We start from the raw sequence: 13,279 nt of genomic DNA on the forward strand, positions 1-13,279 counted from the left end.
GGTGCGTTTAGTCGTTAGTCGTTTTGGGAATGAACCCTTCGAAAATATAGTTGCTGCAAAATTCGAGTACCTTTTGCGCGGCAAGCTCGCTACGTACAGTCCAAGCGACTATCGGCAGCCCCGCATTTTTAACGTATTTGTTAGGCAAATAATGTGCATTGTACGCAATAAAATCGGGGTGGGATATGTCGTTGAACTTCAATTTTTTAAGCTTGGATCTTATCCGCCGAGGTCTGTCGAGCTCGGAATGACGGAAGTACGACGAAAGCTGCCCGCGCATGATTTGCGGCACGTTGTTATGGAAGTATTCCAGCGAAGTCGGATCGAACGACTCGACTGCGTAATCGCCGTTGTACGATTTAAGCATATCGATAAGTCGTTCTTCGAGCGCGAACGATTGTTCGGCCTTTTTGATTTCTATAAGAATTGGAACTTTGCCATTTACCGTTTCGAGCACCTTCTCAAAGGTGGGGATACCGAACTCGGTTTTGGCAAGTTTGATTTCATTCAAATCGGCGGCTTTAAGGCTGGATACGTAGCCGTCCTTTCCCGCCATGCGGCTCAATTTCTCGTCGTGAAATACTACCACCGTGCGGTCATCAATAATACGAACGTCGAGTTCAATAGCGAACCCGTGCTTAACTGAATTTTCAAACGCGGGCAACGAGTTTTCGGGCAATTCGAACGTGTGCAGTCCGCGGTGCGCTATCGGGTTACTGAGAACCCATGAAGTTTTAGTTTCCATAATAAACCTTTTTGTAAAGTTGCCCGTTTGTTCGTTTATCTAAAAACAACAATAGGCAATACAATTATATCATCTTTCAAATTTTTTTTCAATAGATTTTACCCACAAATAATAAATTTAGTTATTTTTTGACCTATATATTGATTTTTATTGCTGTTTTTCAAAGATTATGCTATAATTTTCGTATGGATAGGCAAAAGTTTATTCGCAATTTTTGTATTATTGCGCACATCGACCACGGCAAATCAACGCTCGCCGATAGGCTTATGGAAGCGACGGCTACGCTCTCCAAGCGCGAGCTGTCCGATCAAATGCTCGATAGCATGGATATTGAGCGCGAGCGCGGCATTACGATCAAGCTGACGCCCGTTAGAATGTTTTACCACCATAACGGCGAAAAGTATACTTTTAACCTTATCGATACGCCCGGGCACGTGGACTTTACCTACGAGGTCTCGCGGTCGCTCGCGGCGTGCGAGGGCGCTGTTCTTGTCGTGGACGCGGCGCAGGGCGTAGAAGCGCAAACGCTTGCCAACGTTTATCTTGCGCTCGATAATAATCTCGAAATCGTGCCCGTTATCAATAAAATAGATTTGCCCGCGGCACGCCCCGATGAAGTTAAAAAAGAGATAGAGGATATTATAGGCTTGCCGGCCGACCAAGCGCCGTGCATTTCGGCTAAGGAAGGCATTAATATAGACGAGGTGCTTAAAGCGATCGCCGAACAAGTTCCGCCGCCGTCGGGCGACGAGAGTAAACCGCTTAAAGCGCTCATTTTCGATTCGTACTACGATAACTATAAAGGCGCGGTGTGTTTGGTGCGCATTGTCGACGGCTCGGTCAAGGCGGGCGACCGCATAACGATGATGGCTAACGGCAAGTGCTATGATGTTACCGAGGTTGGCGTGTTCCAGCCTAAGCCCGTTGCGATCGCCAAGCTTTCGGCGGGTGACGTAGGGTATATTTGTGCTTCCATTAAATCGATAGCTGATACCGCGCCCGGCGATACCATAACGTTTGCCGACAACCCGACTGCCGAGCCTTGCCCCGGTTATAAAAAGGTCAAGCCCGTAGTTTACTGCGGAATTTATCCCGCCGACGGTTCACGCTACGAGGATTTAAAAGACGCACTCGAACGACTCAAACTGAACGATGCGTCGCTGTTCTACGAGCCCGAAACTTCGTCGGCGCTTGGATTCGGTTTTCGTTGCGGATTTTTAGGGCTTTTGCATATGGAGATTATCGAGGAACGGCTCGAACGCGAGTTCGATCTCGATATAATCACGACCGCGCCGAGCGTTGTGTATAAGGTTTATACAGCAAACGGCATGACCGAGGTGACCAACCCCACAAATCTCCCGCCCACAGGCGAGATTGAGCGCATGGAAGAACCCGTCGTTACTGCGTCGATCTATACTCCGCCCGAATATATCGGTCCTATCATGGATCTGTGTCAGGACAAACGCGGCGAGTATATCAATATGACTTATATCGAAAAAACACGTGTTTTGCTCACTTACACTATGCCGCTGAATGAGATAGTATACGACTTTTTCGACGGGCTTAAAAGCCGTTCGCGCGGTTACGCGAGCTTCGACTATGAGCAAGCAGGCTACCGCCCGAGTGATCTCGTCAAGCTCGACATACTTTTAAACGGCGAGGTTTGCGACGCGCTCAGTATTATAGTGCACCGCGATAAAGCGTACGGCAGGGGACGAGCCATGGCGGAAAAATTAAAAGAGGTTATTCCGCGTAAGCTGTTCGAAATACCTATTCAGGCTGCTATCGGCGGCAAGGTAATTGCCCGCGAAACGATTAAAGCGCTCAGGAAAGACGTTCTTGCCAAATGCTACGGCGGTGACGTTACGCGCAAAAAGAAGCTTCTCGAAAAACAAAAAGAGGGCAAAAAACGTATGCGCCAGTTCGGTACGGTCGAAATACCGTCCGAAGCGTTCATGTCAGTCCTCAAACTGGATGACAAGAAATGAGCTCCGCCTACGGTGTTTATATTCATATACCGTTTTGTAAAGCTAAGTGTAAATACTGCGCTTTCGTATCGGTTTCCGATTTTTCGTTGCAACACGCTTACGTAGATACGCTCATAAAAGAAATTCGTTCCGCACCCGAGAAGGGAAGCACCGTCGATACTATATACATAGGCGGGGGAACGCCGTCGTGCTTGTACGGCGGAGCGCTGCTCGATATAATAAACGCCGTGCGCGAAATGTTTTCCGTAGATCCATGTGCCGAAATAACAGTGGAATGCAACCCCGAGAGCGTAAATGAACGATTTGTAAACGAATGTATAGAGTGTGGCGTTAACCGCGTAAGTATCGGCTTGCAGTCGGCTGATGATCGCGTATTGAACGCTATCGGCAGGGTGCATACCAAAGAGAAGTTCATTCGGGCAATTGAATTAATAAGCTCGCGGTTTGATAATATTTCGTCCGATTTGATTTTGGGTTTGCCGCACCAAACCGAAAAAGATATAATAAATTCTATCGATATATTTGCAAAATACTGCACGCACGCGTCGGTCTATGCGCTGACAGTTGAAGAAGGCACGCCGCTTTTTAAAGATGGCTACGCAACAGACGATGATCGAATAGCTGATCTGTACGACCTTGCACGGAATAGGCTAAGCTTATACGGCTTCGAACGGTACGAGGTGAGTAATTTCGCCAAGCCGAATAAGCAAAGCAAGCATAACGGCAAATATTGGTTGTGCGAACCGTATCTTGGATTCGGCGTTGCGGCGCACGGCTACGACGGCGGAACGAGAAGATACGGACATACGGACCGTATAACCGATTATATATCCGCGCCCGAGCGAAGATACGTAAGCTTAACGCCCGATGACTTATATAATGAATACGTTATGCTGAGGCTGAGGACGGAGCGGGGGATAAACCTAAAAGACTTTTTGTCTCGGTTCTGCTACGATTTTATCGAGAAGAACAAAAGTGCGGTCGATCGCTTGATAAACGATAAGGCGTGCCTAGTACAGGAAGGTCGATTTTTTATTGCGCCGAACTATATGTTCGTCATGAACGGAATTATCGAAGAACTTATGGTGTAGGAGAGAATATGAAAAACGTTTACGAATATAAAGCGGTGTCGCGACTTAATATGTTAGATCCCAGACTGCGTTTGCTTCACAAGCTTAATACTTTTGCGGTAATAGCTATCGTTTTAAGCTGTTTGATCGGCGCGGTTCTAAATTACTGTTTGAGAATGCTTGGTGAAGCATTTGGAATGTATATCGTTTATATCTTATGCGGGGTGGTATTGTGTCTTATATATCCGTACGTTCACGAGTACGCTCACGCCTTTGCGATATTGATAACGACAGGCAAAGCGCCGAAGATCAGGTTTGAAAAGCTTGCCGCATACTGCGGCTCGCCCGATATTATGTTTAACAAGGCGCAATATTTTTTCGGCGCGTCCTTTCCGTTTATATTTTATAACGCGGCTCTTATTCCGCTGTGCGTATTGCTTCCTCCGATATATTTTCCGCTGCCGTTCATGCCGCTTATGTACAATGTTTTCGGCTCTGTTGCCGATTTCATCATGATCATCCGCGTAGCGCGCAGTCCTTTTCGCTCGATTATTGTCGACGGCGGTACGGATATAGTTATTTATATACCCGTTGATAAAAAGTAATTTATTTATATTATAGTAACTTTGGATATATATTGTGTATGAGTCGATTTGTCACATACTATTTTTGGAAATCTGTTTGAAAATTTTTATAAAAATGATTGACAAAGATAAGTGTATATGATAGAATAATTTTAGCAGTCAAGGTATAGGATTGCTAATTTATATAACGAATGTACGAATAAATGGGATTAACGGGACGCAAAGAAAAAATACTTCAAGCGGTGGTCGACGGTTATATCGAAAATTGTCAGCCCGTGTCGAGCACCGAAATAAAGGAACGGCATCTCCCGGCGCTTTCTAGCGCAACTATTCGTAACGAAATGGCGGCTCTCGAAGAAATGGGGTATCTGACTCAGATACACACTTCGTCGGGGAGAGTTCCTACCGCCGAAGCTTACAGGCTGTACGTTGAAAAGCTCATGCCGCGCCGTAAGCTGACGCGCTCGGAATTGAAAATCGTTAAGCGTTATTTTAACAAAAAAGTCACCGAGCTTGACGACGTGCTCAAAAGCACGGCAAAGGTCATATCGGAGATCACAAACCTTACCTCGGTAGCGTACGTTCAAAACAACGACGACGCAACTATCATAAATATTAAGATAGTGCGTATCACGAGTTCGACGGCTCTCGTAATAATCGTCACCAACCTCGGCGTTCTCAAAGACGCAACGGTGCATATAGACGGCGAGGTTACTGACGAATATTGCGACCAAGCATCGAGATTCGTTACCGAAGTTTTCGGCGGGCATAAGATCAGTGAGATCAACAAGCCCAAGCACATTGTAAAACAAGTAAAAAAAGAGTACGAAAAGGTTTTCAATACCATAATCGGTATCTTAAAGCATTATTCGCACGAGGAAATGTTTTCCGACATCGTGCTCGAAGGCAGCTCCAAGATCCTCGAACAGCCCGAATACGCCAACCTCAAAAAAGCGAAAGCAATGCTCGAATTTTTGGACGCCAAGGAAGAACTCGTTCCCGTCCTGCAAAACTCTGACGACGTGAATATCACGTTCAAGATAGGCAGGGACAACGAAATTCGTGACGGAATGCCCGAATGCGCGATCGTAACCGCGTCTTACAATATAGACGGCGTTACGGTGGGCAACGCAGGTGTCATCGGGCCCATCCGCATGGATTACAGTAAGGTTGTATCGGTACTCGACTATCTGTCCAAAACGGTGCAAATGTTACCTGAGGGCAAGGGCGCAAGCGAGACTGACGAAAACGACGAAGCTACAAATACCGATACGTCGGACGAACAATAATTTTTTAACAAAACAATCATCGATCGGAGGTAACAATGAACGACGAAAAAACGAGAGAGCGCACACGCGAGCTACCAGTCGTCGAGCTTAGGCAAGAGGAGTACAAGGCGTTGCAGGATCAAATCGCAAACGCCACTCAGCAGCTCAGCATTGCTCAGGCGATAGCTGTTAAGGAAAAGGCACGCTCGGAGGAGTTGTCCAATCTCGTTAACCGTATGCAAGCAGACTTTGATAACTACCGCAAACGTGTAAACGAGGGCAATAAAAAGCTTAAAGAGGATGGCGTATGCGCCGTTTTGGAGCGGCTTATCCCGTCGCTCGACGTCTTAAAGCAGGCTATTCAGTCCATTCCGGACGAGAAGGTTGCCGAGGGCGTTAAGATGATATACCGTCAAATCTTAGACGTTCTTGCGGCGTTCGGCGTGGAGGAGATCCCCGCGCTCGGTCAGCAGTTCGATCCCAATTTACATAACGCGGTTATGCAAACCAAGACGAACGATCCCTCTAAGGTCAATATGATCGTCGAGGTTTATAACAAGGGCTATAAAATGGGCGACCGCGTTTTGCGGCACAGCGTCGTCAGAGTCGCCAATTAAGCAATATATTTTCTAATTAAAACAATTTTTCGGAGGATTAATTTTATGGGCAAAATCATTGGTATTGACTTAGGTACTACCAATTCCTGTGTGGCTGTTCTCGAAGGTGGCGAACCTGTCGTCATCCCCAACGCAGAAGGCAAGCGCACGACTCCTTCCGTCGTCGGTTTTGCAAAAGACGGCGAAAGGCTCGTAGGCGACGTTGCAAAGCGTCAAGCCGTTGCCAACCCCGACAAGACCATCATATCGATCAAACGCGATATGGGTACGTCGAGAAAGGTAAACATCGACAAAAAGGACTACTCGCCGCAAGAAATCTCGGCTATGATCCTTACCAAGCTTAAACAGGACGCCGAAACCTATCTCGGCGAAACGGTAACCCAGGCGGTTATTACCGTTCCCGCATACTTCAACGACTCGCAGCGTCAGGCAACCAAGGACGCAGGCCGTATCGCGGGTCTCGAAGTTTTGCGTATTATCAACGAGCCTACGTCGGCGGCGCTTGCGTACGGTCTTGATAAAGGTCAGAATTCCAGCCAAAAGGTATTCATTTTCGACCTTGGTGGTGGTACGTTCGATATTTCGATTCTCGAAATCGGCGACGGCGTTTTCGAAGTTATAGCGACTTCGGGTGATACGCGCCTCGGCGGTGACGACTTCGACCAAGTCATCATCGACTACCTCGTTACCCAGTTCAAGAACGATAACGGCGTAGACCTCAGCAAAGACCGTATGGCTATGCAGCGTCTTAAAGAAGCGGCGGAGCGCGCCAAGATCGAGCTTTCCGGCACGCAAAAGACGACGGTCAGCCTTCCGTTCATTACTTCCAACGCTAACGGCCCGCTTCACCTTGAATACGAGATCACTCGTGCCAAGTTCGAAGCTTTGTCCGAAAAGCTTATTAACCGCACCATCGAGCTTACCAAGAAAGCCATGGCGGACGCGGGCTACACCAACAACGATATCGACAAGGTTATCATGGTCGGTGGTTCGACCCGTATCCCTGCGGTCGGCGAAGCCGTTCGCAAGCTTTCCGGCAAAGAGCCGTTCAAGGGCATCAACCCCGACGAATGCGTCGCTATCGGCGCGGCTATTCAGGGCGGCGTTCTTGCAGGCGAGGTTAAAGACGTTCTCTTGCTCGACGTTACTCCGTTGTCGCTCGGTATCGAAACGGTCGGCGGTATATTCACCAAGCTTATACCGAGAAACACGACTATCCCTACCAAGAAGTCCCAGGTTTTCTCGACCGCTACCGACAATCAGCCGTCCGTTGACATTCACGTTCTTCAAGGCGAGCGCGAGATCGCCGCGCACAACAAAACGCTTGCGCGCTTCGAGCTCGGCGGCATTCCGCCTGCACCCCGCGGTGTCCCTCAAATCGAGGTTACCTTCGATATCGACGCCAACGGTATAGTTCACGTTTCGGCTAAGGATAAGGGTACCGGCAGAGAGCAACGCGTTACCGTTACCGCTTCCACCAACCTTACGGAAGCGCAGATCCAGCAGGCTATCAAGGACGCGGAGAAGTTCGCGGACGAGGACGCCCAGCGCAAGGAAATCGTCGACTCCAAGAACCAAGCGGATATGCTTATCGGTTCTATCGAGAAGTTCCTTCGCGAGAACGGCGATACCGTATCCGCCGACGACAAGACCGAGCTCAACAAAGAGATGGCTAACGTTAAAGAAGTCGTCAAGACCGACGACCTCGAAGCTATCCGCGACGCCGTCGAATCCCTGCAAAAGCTTTCCAACGGCATATTCTCCAAGCTCTACGAGAATACTCCTCCGCCCGAGGAAGACGTTGTTATCGAAAATCCCGAACAGGTCGACGACAACAACTAATTAATTATAAGTTACAAAACCGTTAGCCAAGCCGTGGCTCATGCCACGGCTTGTAGCGGTTAGTTAGAGATTGCGGAGTTAAGCATGGCAAAAAGTTATTATGAAATATTGGGAGTGTCGAAAACCGCAAGCGACGACGAGCTTAAATCGGCTTTCCGTAAGCTTGCTCGTCAATACCATCCCGACCTTCATCCCGGTGACGAAGCCGCCGCAAACAAGTTCAAAGAGGTAAACGAAGCCTACGAAACGTTGTCCGACGCAACGAAACGCGCCGAGTACGACGCCGCTCAGGCGGGCGGTGGCAGCGGCGCAGGCGCCGGTGCGGGCTTCGGCGGTCAAGGCGGAGCGCACGGCGGACAGGGCGGTAGCTTTTTCGACGACTTCGTAAATATGTTCAGCGGCGACGGTCGCCGCAGTGCTCAGGGTGGCGCAAGCTCGAACGGCGGCGACATTAGTCTTAACGTTGCGCTTACGTTTGAAGAAGCCGCTTTCGGCACACAAAAGGAAATCACAGTCAATCGGTTTGAGCCGTGCGCCACGTGCCGCGGTACGGGCGCCAAGGGCGGTACGCAGTTCATTAAATGTACGAACTGCGGCGGCAGCGGTAAGGTCCGTTACGCACAGGAAACGCCGTTCGGCAGGGTCGTCAGCATGAAGCCCTGTAACGTTTGCGGCGGTTCTGGCAGAATTATAAAAGAGCCCTGCCAAGCTTGTGGCGGCAGGGGTTCTATCAGGAAAAATTCCAACCTCAGAATTACTTTCCCGCCCGGCGTAGAGCCTAACCAGATCATGACCATTCCCGGCGAGGGAGAACGCACTCGTACGGGCGCAAAAGCGGGCAATCTTATCCTTAACATAACGGTTCAGCCGCATAAGCTGTTCCGCAGAAAAGGTCTTGACTTGCTCGTTGATCTTCCTATTTCGTTCACTCAGGCGTTATTGGGCGATAAAGTGCTCGTTCCTACGCTAAAAGGCAATAAAATAGCGTTCTCGCTTCCGGAAGGCGCGCAGAGCGGTATGACCTTTAAGCTCAAAGAACAGGGTATCGAAAACCCGAAAAAAGGCTTGAAAGGCGATTTGCTCGTATCGATCGATATCGAATTGCCTAAAAACCTTTCAAAAGAGCAAAAACAAAAAATCAAAGAACTTCACGAAAGCTTAAAACCCGAACAGTACGATAAAGCGCGTGAGTTCGTAAAAAAATAAATTAGGTATTGTATCCCATGGCAAGCCATGGACTCGCGCGCTATGCGCGCTGTTCCGCCAGCAAGCTGTCGGATATAATACCTAATTTGTTCTCGTCGTAAATTTGCTCTCGCAAGCGGGCAAATTTACTTCTCAAATAAAAATTAATGCTTGCGACCGTCGACCCAACGAACAGTTTTATTGAAAATTTCGTATTTTCGGTAGATTTTTCGGTCGGCGGTTGTTTGCGTTTACTACGGAGTTATTATGAAAGTATTGGTTATAAATGCGGGCAGCTCCTCGCTTAAATATCAGCTTATCGAAACGGACACCGAAGCGGTTATCGCAAAAGGCGTTTGCGAGAGTATAGGCAACAGCAACTCGTCGTTTACGCACAAGGGTTCCAAAAAAATCGATGTAAAAGTAGCTATTCCTACGCACAAAGAGGCGATCAAGCTTGTTCTCGACGCGCTCGTCGATAAGGACCACGGCGTTATCTCGTCCATGTCAGAGATTGCCGCAGTCGGTCACCGCGTTCTTCACGCGGGCGAGGACTTTAACGATTCGGTCAAAGTCACGCCCGAAACGCTCAAATTAATTGAAACCAACACCGACCTCGGTCCTCTGCATATGCCGCCCAATATCATGGGTATCAAGGCGTGCCAAGACGTTATGCCTAACGCGCCGATGGTAGCGGTTTTCGATACGACCTTCCATTCGACAATGCCCGAGTATGCGTATATGTACGGCATTAAGTACGAAGATTATAAACAATATAAAGTACGCAAGTACGGCTTCCACGGCACGAGCCACGCCTATGTTTCGGGCAGGGCTGCTGCGCTCATGGGCACGGACAAGATCAAAACTATCGTTTGCCACCTTGGTAACGGCGCGAGCATAAGCGCGGTTAAGGACGGCAAATGCATAGATACTTCTATGGGTCTAACTCCGCTCGAAGGTCTTATTATGGGCACGCGCAGCGGCGATATTGATCCCGCAGTAGTCGAATACCTTATGGGCAAGAAAGGCTACGACGTTCACCAAATGACGAACTACCTCAACAAAGAGTGCGGCGTAGACGGCATTAGCGGGGTCAGTTCCGATTTCAGACTGCTCGAAGAAGCTATGAAAGCAGGCAATCCCAGAGCAAAGCTTGCCGTGGATATGTTCTCGTACAGAGTTAAGAAGTACGTCGGCTCGTACGCTGCGGCGCTCGGCGGACTTGACTGCTTGGTGTTTACGGGCGGTATCGGCGAGCACACCGATTTCGTGCGCGAAGCCGTTTGCCGCGATATGCAGTATATGGGCGTTGAGCTCGACGAAAAGCTTAATCTCAATGCACCGCGCGACCAGGAAGTGCTTATCAGCACCAAGAAGTCCAAGGTAAAGATTTATATTATACCTACCAACGAAGAACTCTATATCGCACGCGAAACGTTAAAGCATAAAGACGATTGAGAACTTCGATCAAAAACGAAATAATCAATCTGCTGTATCCCGACGATATTAAGTGTATCGTTTGCGGTATGGAAATGCACCCGACCCGTTACGGGCTGTGCGAAAATTGCAAGATTGATCTTAACGTAAACTATTGCGTTAGGTGCGGCAGGCATAAGGTAGGCGTGAGCGACTATTGCGGCGAATGCGCCGAAATGAGCTTATACTTCGACGAAGCTCGGTCAGCCGTCAATTACACGGGCAACGCGCAAGGCTTGGTGCGTAGGCTTAAATACGGCAAATCGCCGTTCCTGGCCAAGCAAATGAGCGCGTTTATGCTCGATATACTTTTAACAAGCGATTGGGCGATAGATTGTATTACTTTCGTTCCCATGCATAAAACACGGTTTAAAAAGCGCGGGTATAACCAAGCCGAGCTTTTGGCGCAGTGGATCGCGGACGGCACGGACGCACCGTGTATAAGCTTGCTCGATAAAATCAAACCGACCGTCAATCAGGCGCGGCTGGATAGGGAAGCGCGTATCGCGAATTTGCGCGGCTCGTTTTCGATCATTCAAAAACCGCCAGAACGCGTGCTTTTGATCGACGACGTAATGACTACGGGCTCGACCGCGAGTGAGTGCGCCAAAACGCTCAAAAAGGCGGGCGCGCGTGTCGTGTATCTTTTGACGTTTGCATCCGTTCCCGAGCGACCTTTGCTCGATAAACCCATGCAAAATATACGGGATTTTCGTAGATAAATAACTTGACTATCGGCGCTTAAAGTGATAAAATAGTAACGGTATAGTGTTTTACCGAAATTGAATTTACGTAGCGGTTGATTTTACCGTAATTACCGTTGCGGAGCAATAAACACAAAAAATATTTAAGGAGAGTGGTTTATGACCCTACTATCAAGTACGGTGGTTGTTTTATGTGCTGTTTTGCCCGTAATCGCGCTGATAGTCGGCGCCGTCGGCGGTATATTCGGTTATCGAATTTACCAAAACAAGCGACTCGGCGCGGCGAAGCAAGCGGCAAATAAAATGCTCGAAGACGCCGTAAACGAAGTAAAAGAAATGCGTAAGACCGCTAACCGCGAGGCAAAGGAAGAACTTGAAAAAGACCGCGCCGCGCAGGAGCGGGAATTGCGCGAAAAGCAGTCCAATATCTCGCGTTCTGAGCAGCGCTTGCTTCAAAAGGAAGAGAACTTGGACAAGAAAGAGCAATTGCTCGACAAAAAGTCTGACGAGCTCGAAGCGCAGCGCAACTCGTTGGCGCAAAAGCATGCCGAAGCAGATAAGCTCAAAGCCGAGCTTGCAGCGGCTAACAGCAAGATTCTGGACGAAATTCAGCACGTAGCCGGTATGTCGAAGGACGAGGCGAAATCTCAGCTTATCGACGCCATTCGTGACGAAGCCAAGCACGACGCCGCCAAAATGGTGCGCGAGATCGATGCCGAAGCTAAGGAAGAAGCGGACAAGCGCGCTCAAAAAATCGTATCGCTTGCGGTACAGCGTTGCGCAGTCGATCACAGCGCGGAAATAACCGTATCAACGGTCGCACTGCCCAACGACGAAATGAAAGGCCGAATAATCGGCAGAGAAGGCAGGAATATCCGTGCGCTTGAAACGGCGACGGGCTGCGATCTTATTATTGACGATACCCCCGAAGCAGTCGTTCTTTCGTGCTTCGATCCCATCCGTCGCGAGGTCGCGCGTATCGCGCTCGAAAAGCTTATAAGCGACGGTCGTATCCATCCCGGCAGGATCGAGGATCTTGTCGAGAAAGCGCAAAAGGAAGTCGACGTCAAGATCAAGGAAGCGGGCGAGAACGCTATGTACGAAACGGGCGTGTTCGGTTTGAGCCCCGAGCTTGTTAAGATTCTGGGCAGGCTGCGCTTCCGTACCAGCTACGGACAAAACGTTTTACGCCATTCTATCGAAGCTTCCAACCTTGCGGGCGTTATGGCTGCCGAGCTCGGCGCTAACGTTCAGCTGTGCAAGCGTGCGGGACTTTTGCACGATATAGGCAAGGCGCTCGACCACGAGATCGACGGAACGCACGTTTCTATCGGTGTGGACGTTGCCAAAAAGTACAAGGAAAGCAAGGAAGTCGTGCATTGTATCGCTGCGCACCATAACGACGTCGAGCCCGAAACCATCGAGGCTATAATCGTACAGTGTGCTGACGCTATTTCGGGCGCAAGACCCGGCGCGCGGCGTGAATCGCTCGATAACTACGTTAAACGGCTCGAAAAGCTCGAAGAAATCGCGAACGGGTACGAGGGCGTGGAAAAGGCGTTTGCCGTACAGGCAGGGCGTGAAGTGCGTATTATCGTTAAGCCCGAGATCGTCGACGACGTTAAGGCTATGTATATGTCCAAAGAGATCGCCAAGCAGATCGAGCAGGATATGCAGTATCCCGGACAAATCAAGGTCAACGTTATTCGCGAAACTCGCGCCGTTGAATATGCCAAATAGTGTTACTTCTTTGAAAAGAAGTCACCAAGAAACTTTAATGTCGTGTATATACTTGGGTGT

Annotated in this window: 11 protein-coding genes; 10 read left to right on the forward strand and 1 reads right to left on the reverse strand. The window is 49.1% G+C overall.

What is annotated here, in order from left to right; all coding sequences use genetic code 11:
- Positions 1–7: 7 nt before the first annotated feature.
- On the reverse strand, positions 8–745 hold the full coding sequence (locus tag HDT28_03705; protein MBD5131683.1) for a glycerophosphodiester phosphodiesterase: 738 nt from the start codon (positions 743–745) through the stop codon (positions 8–10).
- Positions 746–930: 185 nt separating this feature from the next.
- Here HDT28_03705 and lepA point away from each other — a divergent pair, with 185 nt between their 5' ends.
- The 10 genes from lepA to rny all read left to right on the forward strand — a co-directional run bounded on the left by lepA (position 931) and on the right by rny (position 13,219).
- Positions 931–2,733, forward strand: a complete 1,803-nt coding sequence (gene lepA / locus HDT28_03710) for an elongation factor 4 (protein MBD5131684.1) — start codon at positions 931–933, stop codon at positions 2,731–2,733.
- Positions 2,730–3,824, forward strand: a complete 1,095-nt coding sequence (gene hemW, locus HDT28_03715; GenBank protein ID MBD5131685.1) for a radical SAM family heme chaperone HemW — start codon at positions 2,730–2,732, stop codon at positions 3,822–3,824. Before lepA ends, hemW begins: the two co-directional genes overlap by 4 nt.
- A gap of 8 nt (positions 3,825–3,832) precedes the next feature.
- Positions 3,833–4,408 carry a DUF3267 domain-containing protein gene (locus HDT28_03720; protein ID MBD5131686.1) on the forward strand — a complete coding sequence of 192 codons (576 nt, stop codon included), beginning with the start codon at positions 3,833–3,835 and terminating at the stop codon, positions 4,406–4,408.
- Between the two features lie 182 nt (positions 4,409–4,590).
- On the forward strand, positions 4,591–5,676 hold the full coding sequence (hrcA, locus tag HDT28_03725; protein MBD5131687.1) for a heat-inducible transcription repressor HrcA: 1,086 nt from the start codon (positions 4,591–4,593) through the stop codon (positions 5,674–5,676).
- A gap of 35 nt (positions 5,677–5,711) precedes the next feature.
- On the forward strand, positions 5,712–6,272 hold the full coding sequence (locus tag HDT28_03730) for a nucleotide exchange factor GrpE (protein ID MBD5131688.1): 561 nt from the start codon (positions 5,712–5,714) through the stop codon (positions 6,270–6,272).
- Between the two features lie 45 nt (positions 6,273–6,317).
- Positions 6,318–8,114, forward strand: a complete 1,797-nt coding sequence (gene dnaK, locus HDT28_03735; GenBank protein ID MBD5131689.1) for a molecular chaperone DnaK — start codon at positions 6,318–6,320, stop codon at positions 8,112–8,114.
- A gap of 84 nt (positions 8,115–8,198) precedes the next feature.
- Positions 8,199–9,320, forward strand: coding sequence for a molecular chaperone DnaJ (dnaJ, locus tag HDT28_03740; protein MBD5131690.1), 1,122 nt, complete (start codon positions 8,199–8,201; stop codon positions 9,318–9,320).
- A gap of 246 nt (positions 9,321–9,566) precedes the next feature.
- Positions 9,567–10,757, forward strand: coding sequence for an acetate kinase (locus tag HDT28_03745; protein ID MBD5131691.1), 1,191 nt, complete (start codon positions 9,567–9,569; stop codon positions 10,755–10,757).
- Positions 10,754–11,497, forward strand: coding sequence for a ComF family protein (locus HDT28_03750; GenBank protein MBD5131692.1), 744 nt, complete (start codon positions 10,754–10,756; stop codon positions 11,495–11,497). The genes HDT28_03745 and HDT28_03750 overlap by 4 nt, the downstream gene beginning before the upstream one ends.
- A gap of 141 nt (positions 11,498–11,638) precedes the next feature.
- A complete protein-coding gene (gene rny, locus HDT28_03755) occupies positions 11,639–13,219 on the forward strand; it encodes a ribonuclease Y (protein MBD5131693.1) in 1,581 nt (526 codons plus the stop codon).
- Positions 13,220–13,279 lie beyond the last annotated feature (60 nt).

It is taken from the genome of Clostridiales bacterium (assembly GCA_014799665.1).
Lineage (GTDB): Bacteria > Bacillota > Clostridia > Christensenellales > Pumilibacteraceae > Anaerocaecibacter.